The organism is Nocardioides sp. YJ-D4, assembly GCF_054031495.1.
Map to the genome: position 1 here is coordinate 2,018,497 of NZ_CM132932.1, position 19,342 is coordinate 2,037,838.

Annotated in this window: 15 protein-coding genes; 5 read left to right on the top strand and 10 right to left on the bottom strand. The window is 69.9% G+C overall.

Translation table 11 applies throughout. The annotated features are described in order from the left end of the window. Positions 1-46: 46 nt before the first annotated feature. Both ACW14X_RS09695 and ACW14X_RS09700 read right to left on the bottom strand, forming a co-directional pair. Entirely contained in the window at positions 47-1,330 is a 1,284-nt protein-coding gene (locus ACW14X_RS09695; RefSeq protein WP_457165463.1) for a thymidine phosphorylase, read from the bottom strand. A gap of 53 nt (positions 1,331-1,383) precedes the next feature. Next, entirely contained in the window at positions 1,384-1,797 is a 414-nt protein-coding gene (locus tag ACW14X_RS09700) for a cytidine deaminase (RefSeq protein WP_160025223.1), read from the bottom strand. Positions 1,798-1,976: 179 nt separating this feature from the next. Between ACW14X_RS09700 and ACW14X_RS09705 the strand changes: the two genes are divergently transcribed. The 4 genes from ACW14X_RS09705 to ACW14X_RS09720 all read left to right on the top strand — a co-directional run bounded on the left by ACW14X_RS09705 (position 1,977) and on the right by ACW14X_RS09720 (position 7,260). Next, positions 1,977-3,065, top strand: a complete 1,089-nt coding sequence (locus ACW14X_RS09705; RefSeq protein ID WP_160025224.1) for a BMP family lipoprotein — start codon at positions 1,977-1,979, stop codon at positions 3,063-3,065. 114 nt (positions 3,066-3,179) lie between these two features. Continuing rightward, a complete protein-coding gene (locus ACW14X_RS09710) occupies positions 3,180-4,694 on the top strand; it encodes an ABC transporter ATP-binding protein (RefSeq protein ID WP_160025225.1) in 1,515 nt (504 codons plus the stop codon). Continuing rightward, the gene (locus ACW14X_RS09715; protein WP_457165464.1) at positions 4,691-5,971 is read left to right on the top strand and encodes an ABC transporter permease; all 1,281 of its coding nucleotides are present in this window, start codon (positions 4,691-4,693) and stop codon (positions 5,969-5,971) included. The genes ACW14X_RS09710 and ACW14X_RS09715 overlap by 4 nt, the downstream gene beginning before the upstream one ends. A 5-nt stretch (positions 5,972-5,976) precedes the next feature. Then, entirely contained in the window at positions 5,977-7,260 is a 1,284-nt protein-coding gene (locus tag ACW14X_RS09720; RefSeq protein WP_201451128.1) for an ABC transporter permease, read from the top strand. A 7-nt stretch (positions 7,261-7,267) separates the two neighbouring features. Here ACW14X_RS09720 and ACW14X_RS09725 read toward each other — a convergent pair whose 3' ends face one another. The 5 genes from ACW14X_RS09725 to ACW14X_RS09745 form a co-directional block, all read right to left on the bottom strand. Then, on the bottom strand, positions 7,268-8,452 hold the full coding sequence (locus tag ACW14X_RS09725) for an amidohydrolase (RefSeq protein ID WP_350841193.1): 1,185 nt from the start codon (positions 8,450-8,452) through the stop codon (positions 7,268-7,270). A gap of 12 nt (positions 8,453-8,464) precedes the next feature. Then, positions 8,465-9,463: a methylmalonyl Co-A mutase-associated GTPase MeaB gene (gene meaB / locus ACW14X_RS09730; protein ID WP_457165465.1), complete on the bottom strand. Its 999-nt coding sequence runs from the start codon at positions 9,461-9,463 to the stop codon at positions 8,465-8,467. Positions 9,464-9,475: 12 nt separating this feature from the next. Next, a complete protein-coding gene (locus tag ACW14X_RS09735) occupies positions 9,476-11,104 on the bottom strand; it encodes a protein kinase domain-containing protein (protein WP_457166060.1) in 1,629 nt (542 codons plus the stop codon). A gap of 124 nt (positions 11,105-11,228) precedes the next feature. Then, positions 11,229-13,406: a methylmalonyl-CoA mutase gene (gene scpA / locus ACW14X_RS09740; RefSeq protein WP_350841187.1), complete on the bottom strand. Its 2,178-nt coding sequence runs from the start codon at positions 13,404-13,406 to the stop codon at positions 11,229-11,231. After that, positions 13,403-15,178 (bottom strand): methylmalonyl-CoA mutase family protein, encoded by a 1,776-nt coding sequence (locus ACW14X_RS09745; protein ID WP_457165466.1) that lies wholly within the window; start codon positions 15,176-15,178, stop codon positions 13,403-13,405. Before ACW14X_RS09745 ends, scpA begins: the two co-directional genes overlap by 4 nt. 89 nt (positions 15,179-15,267) lie before the next feature. Here ACW14X_RS09745 and ACW14X_RS09750 point away from each other — a divergent pair, with 89 nt between their 5' ends. Next, positions 15,268-15,711 (top strand): hypothetical protein, encoded by a 444-nt coding sequence (locus ACW14X_RS09750; protein WP_457165467.1) that lies wholly within the window; start codon positions 15,268-15,270, stop codon positions 15,709-15,711. On the opposite strand, the gene ACW14X_RS09755 is transcribed toward ACW14X_RS09750, so the two are convergent. The 3 genes from ACW14X_RS09755 to ACW14X_RS09765 all read right to left on the bottom strand — a co-directional run bounded on the left by ACW14X_RS09755 (position 15,708) and on the right by ACW14X_RS09765 (position 19,240). Continuing rightward, positions 15,708-16,046, bottom strand: a complete 339-nt coding sequence (locus tag ACW14X_RS09755; protein ID WP_457165468.1) for a DUF1707 SHOCT-like domain-containing protein — start codon at positions 16,044-16,046, stop codon at positions 15,708-15,710. The genes ACW14X_RS09750 and ACW14X_RS09755 overlap by 4 nt on opposite strands. After that, complete coding sequence (locus ACW14X_RS09760) at positions 16,043-17,587, bottom strand: sulfatase-like hydrolase/transferase (RefSeq protein WP_457165469.1); 1,545 nt, start codon at positions 17,585-17,587, stop codon at positions 16,043-16,045. Before ACW14X_RS09760 ends, ACW14X_RS09755 begins: the two co-directional genes overlap by 4 nt. A gap of 135 nt (positions 17,588-17,722) precedes the next feature. Continuing rightward, complete coding sequence (locus tag ACW14X_RS09765; protein WP_457165470.1) at positions 17,723-19,240, bottom strand: sulfatase-like hydrolase/transferase; 1,518 nt, start codon at positions 19,238-19,240, stop codon at positions 17,723-17,725. Between the last annotated feature and the right edge of the window lie 102 nt (positions 19,241-19,342).

A 19,342-nucleotide genomic window follows, 5' to 3' on the forward strand; every position in this document is an offset into this window, starting at 1 on the left:
CGGTACGCCGACCGGTGAAGCGAACGGTTATCGCGCGCTGGTCGAGTCAGCCGATCCGGTCGAGGATCAGCGGAGTCGCCTCGTACGCAGCCCCGTCCTCGATCTCGTAGCCACCCTCCAGCGCGGCCAGCGCACGGTCGAAGCGCTCAGGGGTGTCGGTGTGGAGGGTGAACAGCGGCGCACCGGCAGCGACGGAGTCGCCCGGGCGAGCGTGCCAGGTGACCCCGGCCCCGGCCTGGACGGCGTCCTCCTTCCGCTCCCGCCCGGCGCCGAGGCGCCAGGCGGCGAGCCCGACAGCCATCGCGTCGAGCCGGGTGAGGACACCGGACGTCGGCGCGGTGACCACGTGGGTCTCGCGGGCGACCGGCAGCGGTGCCGACGGATCGCCGCCCTGGGCCGAGATCATCGCCCGCCAGGCATCCATGGCCCTGCCGGAGGCGAGTACGTCGGCGGGATCCGGGCCGGACACACCGGCAGCGGCCAGCATCTCCCGGGCCAGCGCGACGGTCAGCTCGACGACGTCGGCGGGTCCGCCGCCGGCCAGGACCTCGACGGACTCGGTGACCTCGATGGCGTTGCCGGCGGTCAGGCCGAGCGGGGTGGCCATGTCGGTCACGAGCGCGACCGTGTTGACGCCCGCGTCGGTGCCGAGGTCGACCATCGTGCGCGCCAGCTCCTGCGCCGAGGCGAGCGTCTTCATGAACGCCCCGGCACCGACCTTGACGTCGAGGACCAGCGCCCCGGTGCCCTCGGCGATCTTCTTGGACATGATCGAGGAGGCGATCAACGGAATCGACTCGACGGTGCCGGTGACGTCGCGCAGCGCGTACAGCTTGCGGTCGGCCGGAGCCAGCCCCTCACCGGCCGCGCAGATCACCGCACCGACCGACCCGAGCTGGGCCAGCATCTCCTCGTTCGAGAGCGACGCGCGCCACCCCGGGATCGACTCGAGCTTGTCGAGCGTGCCACCGGTGTGGCCGAGCCCGCGCCCGGACAGCTGCGGCACCGCCACCCCGCACGCGGCGACCAGCGGTGCCAGCGGCAGCGTGATCTTGTCGCCCACGCCTCCGGTGGAGTGCTTGTCGGCGGTCGGCCTGTCCAGGGAGGAGAACGACATCCGCTCTCCCGAGGCGATCATCGCCGCCGTCCACCTCGCGATCTCCCGCCGCGACATCCCGTTGAGCAGGATCGCCATGTTGAGCGCCGACATCTGCTCCTCGGCCACCACCCCACGGGTGTACGCCGCGATCATCCAGTCGATCTGGGAGTCGCTCAGCTCGCCACCGTCGCGCTTGGCGAGGATCACCTCGACCGCATCATGTTCCGCCATGCGGACAGCGTAAGGCGCGATCGCCGCAGGTCCGCTACCGGCCGGAGCCAGGCCTACGCGAGATTCTCCGGACCGAAGGCGTCCGGGAGGACCTCGGACATCGGCCTCACTCCCGAGACGGTCATCAGCAGCAGCTCCGGGCCGCCGTTCTCCCAGAGCAGCTGACGGCAGCGGCCGCAGGGCATGATGACCTCCCCGGAGCCGTCGACGCAGACGACGTGGGTGAGGCGGCCGCCGCCGGTCATGTGCAGTGAGGAGACGAGCCCGCACTCGGCACAGAGGGTCACGCCGTAGGCGGCGTTCTCCACGTTGCACCCGTGGAGCAGGCGTCCGTCGTCTGCGTATCCGGCCACTCCGACGGGGTAGTTGGAGTAGGGCGCGTACGCATGTTTTGCGGCTTCCACCGCCTGTGCACGCAGGCCTTCCCAGTCAAAGCCCTCTGCGGCGTACGTCTGCTTCTCGGTCATGGTTCGACCTTAAAGCCTGTCCGGACAACCAAGCACAAGGTACGAGGCTTAGGCTTCGTCGAGATCAAAAGTTGGTAACCGTTCGCGTAATCCCTGGCAATGCTCGGTCTTTGGGGAGAACGTTCGGACATGAATGTCCTTTGCGCCGCGCTTCGCGGAGCAACGACCTGGAGGCACCAGTGAAGAACAACATCAAGAAGGCCGCCGCCGGCGGCTTCGCCGCGGTCCTGACCACTGCCGCGCTCGCCGCGTGCGGAGAGGCGCCGGCCGAGCGCGCTGGGGAGGGGAACAGCGACTACCTTCCCTGCATCGTCTCCGACGAGGGCGGGTTCGACGACAAGTCGTTCAACCAGCTCAGCTACGAGGGTGTGAAGGAAGCCGCCGACGAGCTCGGCGCGAAGTTCAAGGACGTCGAGTCCAACAGCCCCAACGACTACACCTCCAACCTGGAGAGCCTGGTCGGGCAGGGCTGCGACACCATCGTGACCGTCGGCTTCGCGCTCTCGGCCGCGACCATCGAGTCCGCCAAGGCCAACCCCGAGACCGAGTACGTCCTGATCGACGACGCGGCCGACGCCGACTTCGACGGCAAGACCGACGCGGAGAACATCAAGCCGATCCTCTACGACACCGCCCAGGCCGCATTCCTGGCCGGCTACGTCGCCGCCGACTACACCAAGACCGGCGTCGTCGGCACCTACGGCGGCCAGCCGTTCCCGACCGTGACGATCTTCATGGACGGGTTCAAGCAGGGCGTCGAGTACTACGCCAAGACCAAGAACAAGGACGTCAAGGTCGTCGGCTACGAGGGTGGCGAGAAGGGCTCCTTCACCGGTGAGTTCGTCGCCAACGAGAAGGCCACCAACACGGCCCGCCAGATCATCGACCAGAACGCCGACGTGATCCTGCCGGTCGGCGGCCCGATCTACCAGGGTGCGCTCACCGCGATCGACGACTCCGGCAAGGAGGTCGCCCTGATCGGTGTCGACGCCGACTTCTACGAGACCGACCCGAACACCCAGGACGTCGTGCTCACCTCCATCCTGAAGAACATGAAGACCTCCACCACGGATGTCATCCTCGCCGCGGGTGAGGACAAGTTCGACGCGACGCCGTACGTCGGCACGCTGGAGAACGACGGGGTCGGCCTGGCGCCGTTCCACAACTTCGAGTCCAAGGTCTCCGAGACCCTCCCCGACGAGATCGAGGAAGTCACCGCGGGCATCAAGGACGGCTCGATCAAGGTCAACTCCTACCTGGCGAAGTGACCTAGGTGGTGGTCCCGCTCGTCGCGACCACCACGACGAGGGGGCCGGACACACCCGGCCCCCTCACCACGTACTTCCGGAATTTCTCCACCCCTGCAAGGAATGATCCGTGCCATGAGACTCGCGCTTCGCGACATCACCAAGCGCTTCGGCTCCCTGGTCGCCAACGACCACATCTCCCTGACCGTCGAGCCGGGTGAGATCCACTGCCTGCTCGGTGAGAACGGCGCGGGCAAGTCCACGCTGATGAACGTCCTCTACGGCCTCTACCAGGCCGACGAGGGCGAGATCGTCATCGACGACGTGCCGCAGCGCTTCAAGGGTCCCGGCGATGCGATGGCCGCCGGCATCGGCATGGTGCACCAGCACTTCATGCTCATCCCCGTCTTCACCGTCGCCGAGAACGTCATGCTCGGCCACGAGGCCACCGGGTTCGCCGGCAGTCTCGACCTCGACGCCGCCCGCAAGCGCGTCCGGGAGATCTCCGAGCGCTTCGGCTTCCAGGTGGACCCCGACGCGCTCGTCGAGGATCTCCCCGTCGGCGTGCAGCAGCGGGTCGAGATCATCAAGGCTCTCTCGCGTGACGCCGAGGTGCTCGTCTTCGACGAGCCGACCGCTGTGCTGACGCCCCAGGAGACCGACGAGCTGATGGCGATCATGCGCCAGCTCAAGGAGTCGGGCACGGGCATCGTGTTCATCACCCACAAGCTGCGCGAGGTGCGCGAGGTGGCCGACCGGATCACGGTCATCCGCCGCGGCGCCGTGGTCGGCGAGGCCTCCCCGGAGGCCTCCAACGCCGAGCTCGCGGCCCTGATGGTGGGGCGACCGGTCGAGCTCAAGGTGCACAAGGACCCGGCGCAGCCGGGCGAGCGCGCGCTCGTCGTCTCCGACCTCACCGTCGCCGACGAGGACGGTCGTGTCCACGTCGACTCGATCAGCTTCCACATCGACGTCGGTGAGATCCTCGCCGTCGCCGGGGTCCAGGGCAACGGCCAGACCGAGCTCACCGAGGCCATGGTCGGCCTGGCTCCGCACGTCGAGGGCTCGATCATGCTCGACGGCCGCGAGATCGTGGGCCGCTCGGTGCGCAAGGCGCTCGAGGCCGGGATCGGGTTCATCCCCGAGGACCGCCAGGTCGACGGTCTCGTCAGCAACTTCACCATCGCCGAGAACCTCATGCTCAACCGCAGCTACGACGAGCCCTTCGTCTCGCGCGGCTCGCTGAACCTGAAGAAGCTCGACACCTTCGCCAAGGAGAAGCTGGCCGAGTACGACGTACGCGCCCCCGGGGTCTCGACCCTGGCCGGGCAGCTGTCGGGCGGCAACCAGCAGAAGGTCGTCGTCGCCCGTGAACTCTCCCGTGACCTGCGACTTCTCGTCGCGGCACAGCCGACGCGCGGCGTCGATGTCGGGTCGATCGAGTTCATCCACCAGCAGATCGTGGCCGCGCGCGACTCCGGTGTCCCGGTGCTCGTGGTCTCCACCGAGCTCGACGAGATCGCCGCTCTCGCCGACCGGATCATGGTCCTCTACCGCGGGCGGGTCGTGGGCATCGTGCCCGCCGACACCTCCCGCGACACCCTCGGCCTGATGATGGCCGGCGAGTCTCCTGAAGGGAGCGAGTCGTGAGCGAGAAGGGGCCGGAGAACCAGCCGGCCGAGACGACAGAGCCCACCGAGCCGACTGAGTCGACCGAGCCTGCTGAGCCGGTGAAGGCGTCTGCCGACACCGACCGGGTGCCCGAGGCGAGCCGTTGGCACGTGGCGATGCGCGAGATCACCACGGGCAACGCGCTGGTCGCGGTGCTCTCGGTGGTGCTCGCGATGTTCTTCGGGTCGCTGATGATCCTCTTCACCGACGAGGACGTCCGCTACGGGCTCTCCTACTTCTTCGCCCGCCCCTCCGACACGTTCTTCTACGCGTGGGAGGCCATCTCGGGGGCGTACGTCTCGCTGTGGCGGGGCTCGGTCTACAACGATCTGGGCGGCACGTTCGCCCAGCAGATCAAGCCGATCACCGAGACGATGAAGTTCGCCGCGCCGCTGACGCTGGCCGGGCTCGGCATCGGCCTGACCTTCCGCGCCGGGCTCTTCAACATCGGCGGCCGCGGGCAGATGCTGCTCGGTGGCGCCGCGGCCGCGTTCGTGGCGGTCAGGTTCGACCTGCCGATGATCGTGCACCTGCCGCTGGCCATCCTCGTCGGAGCACTGGCTGCCGCCCTGTGGGGCGGGATCGCCGGCCTCCTCAAGGCGCTCACCGGCGCCCACGAGGTGATCGTGACGATCATGCTCAACTACATCGGCTACTACCTGGTCTTCTACGCCCTGACCCGCAAGTCGCTGCTCCAGGCGCCCGGGTCGGGCAACCCGAAGTCCTCGCCGATGCCGGAGTCGGCGATCCTGCCCGACCTGCTCGGGCCGCAGTTCAACCTGCACGCCGGGTTCTTGCTCGCAGTGCTGGCGACGTTCCTGGTCTGGTGGATCCTCAACCGCTCCTCGCTCGGCTACCGGTTCCGTGCGGTCGGCGAGAACCCCTCGGCCGCGAAGGCTGCCGGCATCAACGTCGGGGTCGCCTACCTGAGCGCGTTCCTGATCTCCGGCGCGCTGGTCGGCCTGGCCGGTGTGAACCAGGTGCTCGGCTCGGTGACCGACGGCGCGACCAGCGGTCTCGACGCCGGGATCGGCTTCGACGCGATCACCGTCGCGCTGCTGGGCCGGTCGCGGCCGTTCGGCATCCTGGCCGCTGGGGTCCTGTTCGGCGCGTTCAAGTCCGGCGGCTTCTTCATGCAGGCCTCCGAAGGCATCCCGGTCGACATCGTGCTGGTCATCCAGTCCCTGATCGTGCTCTTCCTCGCCGCGCCACCTCTGGTGAAGGCGATCTTCCGACTCCCCACGAAGGAGGCCTGAGGACCGTGTCCACTGTCGATCTTCCGGTCAACTCCGACGAACCAGTCGTCGCCGAGCGCATCCCGGGCCTGTGGAAGACGCCCATCGTCATGGCGGTGTTCACCGTGCTGGTGGCGCTGCTCGTCATCGTGGCGCCGCGCACCGGTGACTCCACCTTCCGGTGGAGCCGCGACGGTGACTGGTTCGCCATCCCCGACATCACGCTGCCTGCCAACGGCGTCGTGTGGACGGCCGTGGTGCTGTGCCTGCTGTGCACGGCGTACGCCGCCTGGAACGCTCGCGCCGGCCGCAAGACTCCCCTGGTGCTGGTCGCGGCGTTCGCCGTGATCGCCGTGTCCGGGTTCCTGGCCTGGGCGGTCGCGGGCAAGACGCTGCCCGTGGTCGGCCTGCTCGCCGGCGCGCTGGCGCTGGCGGTGCCGCTGGTGTTCGGTGCGCTCGGCGGCGTACTCGGTGAGCGGGCGGGCGTCGTCAACATCGCCATCGACGGCCAGCTGCTCTTCGGCGCCTTCGGCGCCGCGATCGTCGCCTCCCTCACCGGCAGTCCGTGGGCCGGTCTGGTGTCCGCGATGGTCGCGGGGATGCTGGTCGCGCTGCTCCTGGGCCTGTTCGCGATCACCTACTGGGTCGAGCAGGTCATCGTCGGTGTCGTCCTCAACGTGCTCGTGATCGGCTTCACCAGCTTCATGTTCTCCCAGGTCCTCTCGGAGAACGCCGGGGCACTGAACAACCCGCCGCACTTCCCGCGCCTGGAGATCCCGCTGCTGTCCGGCATCCCGGTGGTCGGCCCGATCTTCTTCCGCCAGACGGTGCTGGTCTACATCATGTACGCCGCCGTCTTCCTCGTCGCCTGGGCCCTCTACCGGTCCAAGTGGGGCCTGCGCGTGCGCGCGGTCGGCGAGCACCCGAAGGCGGCCGACACCGTCGGCATCAACGTGATCGCGACCCGCTACCGCACGATCGTGCTGGCCGGCGCGATCGCGGGCATCGGCGGAGCGACGTACACGCTCGTCTCGGTGCCGTCCTTCGGACGCGAGATGACCGGCGGCGCGGGCTACATCGCGCTGGCGGCGGTGATCTTCGGCAAATGGGATCCGATCAAGGCGACGCTGGCGGCGCTGCTCTTCGGCTTCGCCTCCAACGTCGAGTCCGTGCTCTCGGTGATCGGCTCTCCGGTGCCGTCGCAGTTCATGCTGATGCTGCCGTACGTGGTGACGATCTTCGCCGTCGCCGGTCTCGTCGGGCACTCGCGCGCCCCCGCCGCCGACGGCATCCCGTACCGAAAGGGGTAGCCCCGAGCTAGACCAGCGCGCGGTGGGCGGCGGCGGCCAGAACCTTGGCGCCGACGCCCACCGCGCGTTCGTCGATGCGCAGATCGCCCTGGTGGAGGTCGTAGGTGGGGCCGCCGGGGGTGCGTACGCCGAGCCGGAACATCGAGCCGGCGACCTGCTCCTGGTACCAGCCGAAGTCCTCGCCGCCGAGGCTCTGCGCGGAGACGACGGCACCCCGCTCCCCCAGAACCTCACGGACGCTCTCCACGAGGATCTGGTGGGACTCCTCGTCGTTGCTCACCGGTGGGACACCGCGGGTGTAGTCGACGGCGGCGGTCACGCCGTAGGGGGCGATGATCTCGGCGACGACCTCGCGCACGACGTGCTCGACCTCGCTCCAGGCGTCGCTGTCGAGGATCCGTACGGTGCCTCCGACGGAGCCGTGGGCGGGGATCACGTTGTGGATCTGGCCGGCGGTGACCTTGCCCCAGACCACGCTCACGCCGGCCCGGGGGTCCATCCGCCGGCTCAGGATCACCGGCAGCTCGGTGGTCACCTTGGCGAGCGCGAAGACCAGGTCGCCGGTCAGGTGCGGGCGCGAGGTGTGACCGCCGGTGCCGCTGAGGTGTACGTCGATCAGGTCGGCCGCGCTGGTCAGCGCGCCGGAGCGGATCCCGACGCGGCCGACGTCCACGGTCGGGTCGCAGTGCAGCGCGAAGATCCGCTCCACGTCGTCGAGCGCGCCCAGGCTCATCAGGTGCAGCGCCCCTCCGGGCATGACCTCCTCGGCGGGCTGGAACAGCAGACGTACGCCACCGGGCAGCGGTGACTCGCGATGCAGGTCGGCCAGCGCGAGGCCGGCGCCGAGCAGGGCCGTGGTGTGGACGTCGTGGCCGCAGGCGTGCGCGACCCCGGGAACGGTGCTCGTCCAGATGTCGGTGGTGACGTCGTCGACGGGCAGGGCGTCCATGTCGCCGCGCAGCGCGACGATCCTCGACTCCTTGCCCCCACCGCCCAGGTCGGCGATCAGACCGGTCGCGGACGGCCGGTCGACCTGCCAGCCCGCCTTCTCCAGTCGTTCGGCGACCAGCTCGGTGGTGCGATGCTCTTGCCAGGAGAGCTCCGGGTGCGCGTGGATGTCCCGGCGCAGGTCGATCAGCTCGGCGTCGTAGGCATCGACTCGCTCGGCGAGGAAGGCAGCAGGCTCCAGCATGGTCCTGTCAGACTAATCCTTGTCGTAGGCGGCGAGGATCCTGTCCGCGGCGACGGTCGCCGGAAGCTCCCCGGAGAGCACCTCGGCACGCACCTCGTCGCGGATCGCCTTGACGCCCGCGGAGTGCTTGAGCCGCTGGTCGAGCTCGTCGCGGACGAGCGCCCAGGTGAAGTCGAGCTGCTGCTCGGCGCGTTTGGTGCGCAGCCCGTCCTCGCCGAGGTGGGCGCGGTGGGCCATCACCTGCTCCCAGACCGAGTCGACCCCGTCGTCGTGGAGCGCCGAGGCGGTGACCACCGGTGGCGCCCACTCCTCGCGGGAGCGCACCAGCCGGAGCGCGCCGGCGAGCTCGCGGGCGGCCGCACGCGCCTCCTGGGCACGGTGGGGGTCGTCGGGGTCGGCCTTGTTGACCGCGATCACGTCGGAGATCTCCAGGATGCCCTTCTTGATGCCCTGCAGCTGGTCCCCGGTGCGCGCGATGGTGAGGAACAGGAACGTGTCCACCATCCCCGCCACGGTCACCTCGGACTGCCCGACGCCGACCGTCTCGACCAGCACCACGTCGTAGCCGGCCGCCTCGAGCACCGCCATCGCCTGCACGGTCGCCCGGGCGACCCCGCCGAGCGTCCCGGCCGACGGGGAGGGCCGGATGAACGCGTTGGGGTCCACGGAGAGCCGCTGCATGCGCGTCTTGTCGCCCAGGACAGAGCCTCCGGTGCGTACCGAGGACGGGTCGACGGCCAGCACTCCCACCTTGAGGCCGTTGGCGGTCAGCCGGCTGCCGAGCGCTTCGATGAAGGTCGACTTGCCGACCCCGGGAACGCCGGAGATCCCGACGCGCACCGTGTCGCCGGCCGGAAGCTTGGTGAGCAGCTCGCGCGCGATGTCGCGGTGCTGGGGCTTGGTCGACTCCACCAAGGTGATCGCCCGTGACACCGCCGCCCGCTTGCCGTCGCTGATGCCGTCGAGAAGGTCTTGTACGTCGGGCCCTGGCATGGCCAGCACCTTAGCCAATCGCGAACCCGGTCAGCGAGCGCGCCGCAGGACGTCGCGCACGACGCCCGGCAGCTGACCCGAACGTACGTCGTCCAGCGGCACCCAGGAGACGCCCATCTGCAGCGCATACCAGGCGACGGCCACCGCGATGATCGCCAGGCCGACGACGGCGACGGCCCAGCGCTGTGACGGCGAGGACGCTGCGCGGGCGACCGGTCCGACGGTGTCGCGGACCCGTTGCGAGGCGAGCCAGGCCGCGGACATGAAGACCATCGCGGCGACGTAGAGCACCGCGGTCAGCGGCAGCCCGAGCGCCAGGCAGCCGACCGCGACGGCGGCCGCGATCACGCCCGTCAGCGCGGTCAACGCCACCGTGCCGGGGACGGCGCGCACCAGGTCCCACGGTGAGCGGACGAGCGCCCAGAGGCCGTCGTACCACTTCCGGCCTCGCGCCTCGCGACGCTTCGAGAGATGGTCGGCAGCCAGCGAGACCGACCGCAGCAGCCAGACACCGAGGCCGAGCAGGGTGGCGCCCAGGAACGGGTACGCAGCCACGACCCCGGCGAGGATCGCGGCGAGCGCGACCAGGATCAGGAAGTGCATCGGTCCCGGCCAGCGCTTGAGGTTGGCGTGCTTGCTGGGTGGGCTCCAGCCGGGCTCGGGCGAGGGAGCCGGTGGCGGCGCCTGCGGGTCGAACCGGCGCACCACGACCGGCTCGGCCGGTGCGTCGGCCACGGTCACCGCGGTCGGCGGCACCTCCTCCACCTCCGTGACGGCATCGCCGGCGGCGTCCGGGTCCACCAGCGTCGGCTTCAGCCCGGCGTCCACCGGTGCGGCGGCCAGCGGCATCGTCACCGGCAGCACCTTGGTGACCGCCGAGGCGTCGGCTCCCGACCACGGCACCTCGGGCTCCATCAGCCACTCCCGCAGCTCCTCCAGGCCCGGCCGGTCAGCGGGATCCGTCGCCAGCGCCGCCGTCAGGACGTCCCGCATCGACCCCTCGATGCCGTCGAGGTCGTGCTGGCCGCGGCGTACGCGATCCAGGACGGCCATCGACGGACCGGTCCCGAACGGCGGCCGGCCCAACAGCGCATAGGCCGTGGTGGCGGCCCAGGAGTGCACGTCGCTGGCCGGCGAGGAGGGTGTCCCCTCCAGGATCTCCGGCGCCAGGTAACCCGGGGTGCCGACCAGCCATCCGGTGAGGGTGATCTTGGGATCGTCGGCGACGCGGGCGAGCCCGAAGTCGATGAGCACCGGCGTACGCCCCTCCATCACCACGTTGGAGGGCTTCACGTCACGGTGCAGCACGCCGGCGTCGTGGCAGGCGGCGACGCCGCCGGCCAGGCAGCGCGCCAGCCAGAACCGGTCCTCGCCGACGACGGGTCCGTCGTCCTTGATCCGGTCGTGCAGCGTCGGCCCGGGCACGTAGCGGGTCGCGACGTAGGGAAGGTCGGCGTACGGGTCGGCGTCGACGATCTCGGCGATCCACGGGCTGCGCACCTGCCGCAGCGACCGCACCTCGCGCTCCAGCCGGGCGCGGGTCTCCTCGTCCCCCACGACATGGGTACGCAGCACCTTCAGCGCCACCCGCTCGCCGGTCTCCTCGTGGCGGGCCAGGTGGACGACACCCATGCCGCCCTCACCGAGCTTGCTGAGGATCTCGTAGGCGCCGACCCCTCATCAGCCCGTCCCCGGATGCCCGCCCGGGGCGTAGGTCCGTCACAGCTCTGAGGCTAGACGAGCCCGACGCCCCCGGCGAGGACATACTCGGAGCTACCGCTGGTCAGTGATCGAGCTGCTCCCGCAGACGACCGAGCAGGTCGATGGCGGAGTCGGCGATGACGGTGCCGGGCAGGAAGACCGCGGCGGCGCCCATCTGCTCGAGCGTGGCCACGTCGTCGGGCGGGATGACCCCGCCGATGACGATCATGATGTCCGGGCGCCCCTGCTCCTCCAGCGCCGCCTTCAGCGCGGGGAGCAGCGCGAGGTGACCGGCAGCCAGCGACGAGACCCCGACGATGTGTACGTCGGCGTCGACCGCCTGCTGCGCGACCTCCTCGGGGGTGGAGAACAACGGGCCTACGTCGACGTCGAAGCCGAGGTCTGCGAAGGCCGAGACCACGACCTTCTGGCCACGGTCGTGGCCGTCCTGGCCCATCTTCGCGACCAGGATCCGCGGGCGGCGACCCTCGGCCTCCTCGAACTCCTTGGTCGCCTCCAGCACCTTGGTGACCTTCGAGTCACCCGACGTCGTCGCCTCGTCCCGATACACACCGGAGATGGTACGGATGACGGCCTGGTGCCGTCCCCAGGCCTTCTCCATCGCGTCGGAGATCTCGCCGACGGTCGCCTTCGCCCGGGCCGCGTCGACGGCCAGCTTGAGCAGGTTGCCGTCCAGGTTGCCGGTGCCGCTGGGCTTGCTCGTCGAGCCGGCCGCGTTGGTGATGGCCTCCAGAGCCCGGCGTACGTCCTCGTCGTCGCGCTCCGCGCGCAGCCGCTCGAGCTTGGCGAGCTGCTGCTTGTAGACCTGGTCGTTGTCGACCTTGAGCACGTCGAGCGGGTCCTCGGAGGGGAGCCGGAAGGTGTTGACGCCGATCAGCTTCTGGGCACCGGAGTCGAGGCGCGCCTGGGTGCGGGCGGCCGCCTCCTCGATGCGCATCTTCGGGATGCCCTGCTCGATCGCCTTGGCCATGCCGCCGGCCGCCTCGGCCTCCTGGATGTGGGCCCAGGCGCGCTCGGCGAGGTCGTGCGTCAGACGCTCGACGTAGTAGGAGCCGCCCCACGGGTCGATGATCTCGGTCGTGCCGGACTCCTGCTGCAGCAGCAGCTGGGTGTTGCGGGCGATGCGGGCCGAGAAGTCGGTCGGCAGCGCGATCGCCTCGTCCAGCGCGTTCGTGTGCAGCGACTGGGTGTGGCCCTGGGTCGCGGCCATCGCCTCGATCGCGGTGCGGCCGACGTTGTTGAAGACGTCCTGGGCGGTCAGCGACCAGCCGGAGGTCTGCGAGTGGGTCCGCAGCGAGAGCGACTTGGGGTTGGACGGGTCGAACTGCGAGACCAGGCGCGACCACAGCGCGCGGGCCGCGCGCATCTTGGCGACCTCCATGAAGAAGTTCATCCCGATCGCCCAGAAGAAGCTGAGCCGCGGCGCGAACGCGTCGACGTCGAGGCCGGCGGCCAGACCGGTCCGCAGGTATTCGACACCGTCGGCCAGCGTGTAGGCGAGCTCGAGATCGGCCGTCGCCCCGGCCTCCTGCATGTGGTAGCCGGAGATCGAGATCGAGTTGAACCGGGGCATCTTCGCGGCGGTGTAGGAGAAGATGTCGCCGATGATTCGCATCGACGCCGCCGGCGGGTAGATGTAGGTGTTGCGGACCATGAACTCCTTGAGGATGTCGTTCTGGATGGTCCCGGCCAGCTTCTCGGGCGGGACACCCTGCTCCTCAGCGGCCACGATGTAGAGCGCCAGCACCGGCAGCACCGCACCGTTCATCGTCATCGAGACCGACATCTGGTCCAGCGGGATGCCGTCGAACAGCGTCCTGGTGTCGTAGATGGAGTCGATCGCGACGCCCGCCATGCCGACATCGCCGCGCACCCGCGGGTGGTCGGAGTCGTAGCCACGGTGGGTGGCCAGGTCGAAGGCGACGCTCAGACCCTTCTGGCCGGCGGCGAGGTTGCGGCGGTAGAACGCGTTGGACTCCTCCGCGGTCGAGAACCCGGCGTACTGCCGGATCGTCCACGGCTGGGTCGTGTACATCGTCGGGTAGGGCCCGCGCAGGAACGGGCTCAGCCCCGGGAAGGTGTCGAGCGCGTCGAGACCCTCGAGATCCGCAGGCCCGTACGCCGGCTGGATCTCGATGCCCTCAGGGCTCAGCCAGCCCTCACCCGAGGGAGCGTCGGCGGGGTACGGCGGGGTCTCGCCCTTCAGCGGGAGGCCCTTGAAGGAGCTGGGGATGGTCATGCGAGCTTCTCCCTCGTAGCGGTCAGGAAGGCGAGCGCGTCGACGCCCATCGAGGCGGCGTCGTCCACCTCGGCGTCGACGGCGTCGGGCTTCCCGGCGATGATCACGTGTGTGGCACCGGCCTCGCGGAGGGCTGCGATCGCGGCCGCACCCCACTCGGCGTACGTCTTGTCCGAACCGGCCAGGCAGACGACGGGCGGCGCGCCGGCAGCGCGGTACTTCCCGGCGAGGTCCTCGGCGTCGCTGGTCGCGCCCGCGACCTCGACGCCGATGCCACCGGCGGCGAGGAGATTGGTGGCGAACGTCGCCCGGGCGGTGTGCTGGGCGACGGTGCCCAGGGTGGCGAGGAAGACCTTGGTGGTGGCGGGAGTGTCGCGCAGGGCCTCGAAGGAGGCGCCGTAGCGCACGACGCGCTCGTTGAGCGGGTCGACCGGCCGCTCCGGGAGCGTCTCGGCGAGGTTGGGGAACTCGGTGAGCCCGGTGATCGGGCGCCTGCGCCGAGCGATCGCCTTCTCCCGCTCGGCGGAGACCGCGGCGATCCGGTCGCGGAAGGGCGAGAAGTCGCGTCCCTGCTCCCATTCCTCCTCGATCTGGATGAACGCCTCCCAGCCGGCCGCGGCCATGTCGGCGGTCAGCTGCTCGACGGCGAAGGAGCCACCGGCGGGGTCGGCGACGGCCGCGACGTGGGACTCGTCGATCAGCAGGTGGGACACGTTGCGGGCGATCCGTCGCCCGAACCCGTCCGGCACGCCGTTGGCGGAGTCGAAGGGCAGCACGGTCACCGCGTCCGCGCCGCCGACGCCGGCGGCGAAGGCCGCGACGGTGCCGCGCAGCATGTTCACGTAGGGGTCGTACTTCGACAGCATCGGCCGCGAGCTCACCGCGTGGATGCGCATCTCCACGCCCTCGGCCCCGGAGAGCTCGAGGACGCGTGCCCACAGCTGACGGGCGGCCCGCAGCTTGGCGATCGTCGGGAACTGCTCGTCGGTGGCCGCGAACCGGAACTCGATGAGGCTCGCCGCCACTGCGGGCGAGAACCCGGCCTCGGTCAGCGCACGCAGGTAGGCGACGCCGACCGCGATCGACCAGCCGAGCTCCTGCACGTCGGACGCGCCGAGATCGTGCGCAGCCGTGGCGTCGACGACGATCGCGCGCACCCCGATCCCCTGCGCGAGACGGGCGAGGTCGACCAGCTCGGCGAACGCCTCGTCGGGCGCCAGCGGCAGGTCGCGCAGCAGCGCGCCCATCGGGTCGGCACCCAGGTTGGTCGCGGCGTGCAGGCCGGTGCCGCGCTCGGCGATCAGCGCGAGCAGGTTCTGGGCGACCTTGACCGCACCGATCGGCGCGTCGAGCACGATCGGCGCCAGGTCGAGGAGCACCTTGTCGAGGAGCACGGCGAGGTCGGTGGTCTCGTCGGCGGCCACCCACAGCGAGGAGACCCCGCCGTCCAGGTCGACCAGCGCGGCCTCGTTGGCCGCCTTGGCGTCCAGGCCGGAGAGACCGGAGACGAGCGAGCGGATGTCCCAGGCGCCGGCGCGCGAAGGACGGGCCGCGTCGGCGAGGGTCCCTCCCGGCAGGCCGAGCGGGGCGATCCGGAGTCCGTCGAGGGAGGTGCGGGTCAGCTTGTCCCAGACGAGCGAGTCGGCGTCGTCGGCGGTCAGCCGACCGCTCTTACGGAGGACGGCAGCAGTCGCCGCCTCCCACTCTGCCTGGGAATGGGCATCCGCCGGCTGGGCAAGGCGCAACGAGTCGTCGCGAGCGGCGTCGTTCATGGATCGAACCTTAGGCCGATGAAGTGGCGGTGACCACAAAGTGTGAGGTTTACAACCGCTAACTGAGACGCGCCGTTAGGTTGACCGCCGTGAAGGTACGCACTCCTGGCGGACAGGTCTACCGAGTCACCCGCCGTTGGGTCCCCTGGCAGCGGAAGTCGCGCCGCCTGAGTCTCGACGCATTGGAGATCCCTCTCGGTGCCCCTTCCGGCGACGACCCGATCAGCGCGATCCTCATGGTGCTCTGGCTCGTCATCGCGCTGCCGATCCTCGTCGTGGTCGTCGCGGTCATGCTGCTGACCGGCATCGAGCTCCTCCTCCTGCTCGCGATCCTCCCCTTCGCCGTCGGCGCCCGGGTCGTCTTCGGCCGCCACTGGACCGTCGAGGTGCGCCGCGCCTTCACCCCCATCCACGAGGAGCGCGCCGGCAGCTGGACCGCCAGCGGCGTACGCATCACCGAGCTGGCGCGGGAGATCGAGTCGGGCCGCGTCCCCGCGGACACCCTGGCCAAGCAGTCGGCCAAGCAGTCCTAGTCGCGCCACAGGCGCAGCAGCGGTAGGCCGGTGTAGACGAGCACCCACACCGGCCAGAAGAACCCCCTGCCGACGAGGTGCCAGACCAGGACGGCGATCGCGCCGCAGATCAGGAAGTCCAGCAGATCGCGTACGAGACGAGGGCCCGCCCCACCAGGCGGAGCGGGCTCCTCGCCCAGGTCGTCGACGACCGCGGCGAGCTCGGCGGACCGGACGGCACCCCACACCGCCTCGGCACGCGACTCCAGTTCACGCGCGTCGATCCTCCCCGCGGCGTACGCCTCGACGAGCCGCGCCCGCGCGGCCTCGCGTTCCAGGTCACCGACCCTCGTCACAGCGCCCCCAGATCGAGCGCCCGGCCGGCTGCGTACAGGTCCTTCGGGCAGGTCGAGGCGGCGCACGCGTCGTAGCGAGATGCCAGCCTGGCGAGCGCCTTCACGGTCTCCGCGAGGGCCGGGGCCGCGGCGAGATTGTGCTGCTCATAGGGGTCCGAGGAGCGGTCGTAGACCTCGACCTGGCCGGTGTGCAGGCGGGCGTAGGTCCAGGAGCCGACCCGGACGCCGGACCACAGCTGCCTGCTCCCGTCGGTGACCCGCCAGCCGCTGATCGGGATCGCGCGGACCTGCTCGGGCGCGCTCAGCCACGGCATGATGTCGATCCCGTCCGGGGCCCGAGGTGGCTGCGCCCCGGCCGCCGCCAGCAGGGTCGCGGCGAGATCGGGGTTGGTGACCGGGGTTCGTACCGTCCGGCCACGCGGCACCCCCGGGCCACTCATCAGCACCGGGATACGCAGCGACTCGTCGTAGTGCCACAACTTGCCGTTGAGGTTGTGGTAGCCGTTCGAGAAGCCGTTGTCGGAGGTGAACACGACCAGCGTCCGCTTCAGCTCACCGCTCTTCTTCAGCCCGCCCAGAAGCGAGGCGATGTTGCGATCCAGGCTGCGGATCGCCTCGAGGCGGCGCTGGTAGGCGATCCGGAGGGCGTCCTTCTTCCGCGGGTTGAACTTCCCGCGCCCGGGCGAGCCCTTCGCGTAGCCGGAGGTGTCCTCGGGAAAGAGGTTCGGCCGCGCCGGGATCCGGACGTTGTCGTAGAACCCGCGGTCCTGGGTGTCGGGCACGGTCACGGACAGAGCGGCGTCGGTGCCCGGGTAGATCTTCTTCGGATCGTCGGGCCCCGAGGGCCCGCCGTGGTGCGGCGCCACGTAGTTGACCCAGGTGAACCAGGGCTTCCCGCTCGCGCGCTCGGCCGCGATCCCGGCCTTCGCATGCTCGGTGATGACGGTCGAGGAGTAGCCCTTGGACTTGATGATCTCGCCGTTGACGTTGAACTTCGGCGAGCGGAAGTTGTAGGTCGACGGGTCGACGGTCGCGCGCCACTGGTCCCAGCCGGGCGGCACGTCGCCGCGGGTCGCGCCCTCCCCGTAGCCGTTGAGGTACTTCCCCGCCAGGACCGTCGAGTAGCCCGCGTCCTGCAGCGACGTCGCGACCGTCGAGGAGTCGTCGAAGGCCTGATACCCGCCGTACGGCCCCTCGATCGTGCGAGCGCCGTGGTTGTGGGCATACTGCCCGGTCAGCAGCGAGGCCCGCGCCGGCACGCAGATCGGCGTCGGCGCGATCCCGTCGGAGAAGGAGACGCCGGTCCGCTCGACCAGCTTCCGCACTCGCGGCAGGTAGTCCATGTCCAGGGCGGAGAGGTCGTCGACGGTGACCATCAGCAGGTTCGGCCTCTCCGCGGGCCGCTCCAGAGCAGGCGTACGCGTCGGGCCGGCCGCCACGGCGGCCGGCTCGTGCACCAGGCCGGTCACCGCGAGGGCGCTCATCGCAGCCGTCGCCACAGCAGCGCGCTTGCGACGCGTGAACAGGTTGACGACCGGCATGACCAAACACTCCTAGAGTAATAAGAGTTACTTACTCTAGTTTAAGCACGGCGGCGTGGTAGTCCGGTAGCGAACTGCCTATTACTGGCCGGTAAATGGGCAGTTCGCTACCGGACTACCCCGATCCGGCAGCCCTCAGAGACCGTCGAGGTCGAGCGGGCGGTCGGCGGCGTACATCTTCTTGGGACAACTGTCGCCGGCGCAGTCGCGGTACTTGTCGGTCAGGTCGGCCAGCTGCGAGACCGTCGTGGCGTGAGCCGGGTCGTCGGCGAGGTTCGTCATCTCGTACGGATCGTTGGTGCGGTCGTAGAGCTCGACCTCACCGGTCGTCAGCTCGACGTAGGTCCACCGCCCCACGCGCACCCCGGACCACAGCCGCGAGGTGCCGTCGGAGGTCGGCCACGCCTCGATCGGTACGACACGAGTCTGCTCGGGCGCACGCAGCCACGGCAGGATGTCGATGCCGTCGGGCTCGTGCGGATCGCCGGCCCCGGCCGCCGCGAGCAGCGTCGTGGCGATGTCCGGGTTGGTCAGCGTGGTCCCGACCTCGCGCCCCTTCGGTACGCCGGGACCGCTCATCAGCACAGGGATCCGCAGCGACTCCTCGTAGTACCAGAGCTTGCCGTTGAAGTTGTGGTAGCCGCTCGAGAAGCCGTTGTCGGAGGTGAAGACGACCAGGGTGCGCGCCAGGTCGCCGCTCTTCCTCAGCCCACCGAGCAGGGAGGCGATGTTGCGGTCCAGGCTGCGCGCCGACTCGATCCGCCGCTGATAGGAGAGCCGGTAGGCGTCCTTCTCGATCTGCGAGGGGTTCTTCCGCGACGGCGACCCCTTCGGGAACTTCTTGCGCGCCTCCGGGAACAGGTTCGGCTGCTGCGGGATCGGCTCGTCGGCGTACTTGTCCCGATCCTGCTTGTCCGGCACCGGTACGCCGATCGCGCCCTTGGTGCCCGGGAAACGCTGCTTGGGGTCACCCTTCTCCGTCGGCCCGCCGATGTGCGGGGCCACGTAGTTGACCCACTGGAACCACGGCTTCTCCGCTGCCCCGGCCTTCTTCTTGCCATCCTTCTGCACAGCCGTCAGCGCTGCTCTCGCCTGCTGGGTGATGACGGTGGTCGAGTAGCCCTTGGGCTTCACCAGACGCCCGTTGACGTTGAACTTCGCGCCCAGGTAGTTGTACGTCGAGGGGTCGACGGTCGCGCGCCACTCGTCCCAGCCCGGAGGCAGGTCGCGCTCGGTCCCCGCGTCGCCGTACTCGTTGAGGTACTTCCCGGTGAACACCGTCGAGTAGCCCGCCTCCTGCAACGAGGTGGCCAGGGTCGCGGAGTCGTCGAAGGAGGGATAGCCACCCTCGGGACCGTGGATGGTGTGGGCCCCATGGTTGTGGGCGTACTGCCCCGACAGCAGCGAGGCGCGGGCCGGCACGCAGATCGGCGTCGGCGCGACCGCGTCGGTGAAGGTGACGCCGCTGTCCCCCACGAGCTTATTCACGCTCGGCAGGTAGTCCATGTCGAGGGCGGAGAGGTCATCGACCGTGATCATCAGCAGGTTGGGCTTCTCGACCGGCATCTCGAAGGCCGGCGTCGAGGTCGAGGGCTGCTCGGAGACGCGCTCGCCCGACGGCTGCTGGGTCGGCGCCTGACCACAGCCCGACATCCCTACCAACCCAGCAACCGCTAGTGCTGCTGCCGAAAGCGTCCAGACCCGTCTGGATACCGCCACTGATCGTCCTCATCACGCTGGTCGTCTACTGGTCGT

Bases quoted from the DNA above. Each gene is read 5' to 3' on its own strand.
- ACW14X_RS09695 (WP_457165463.1), bottom strand. From the start codon at position 1,330: ATGGCGGAACATGATGCGGTCGAGGTGATCCTCGCCAAGCGCGACGGT.
- ACW14X_RS09700 (WP_160025223.1), bottom strand. From the start codon at position 1,797: ATGACCGAGAAGCAGACGTACGCCGCAGAGGGCTTTGACTGGGAAGGC.
- ACW14X_RS09710 (WP_160025225.1), top strand. From the start codon at position 3,180: ATGAGACTCGCGCTTCGCGACATCACCAAGCGCTTCGGCTCCCTGGTC.
- ACW14X_RS09725 (WP_350841193.1), bottom strand. From the start codon at position 8,452: ATGCTGGAGCCTGCTGCCTTCCTCGCCGAGCGAGTCGATGCCTACGAC.
- scpA (WP_350841187.1), bottom strand. From the start codon at position 13,406: ATGACCATCCCCAGCTCCTTCAAGGGCCTCCCGCTGAAGGGCGAGACC.
- ACW14X_RS09745 (WP_457165466.1), bottom strand. From the start codon at position 15,178: ATGAACGACGCCGCTCGCGACGACTCGTTGCGCCTTGCCCAGCCGGCG.
- ACW14X_RS09760 (WP_457165469.1), bottom strand. From the start codon at position 17,587: ATGCCGGTCGTCAACCTGTTCACGCGTCGCAAGCGCGCTGCTGTGGCG.
- ACW14X_RS09765 (WP_457165470.1), bottom strand. From the start codon at position 19,240: ATGTCGGGCTGTGGTCAGGCGCCGACCCAGCAGCCGTCGGGCGAGCGC.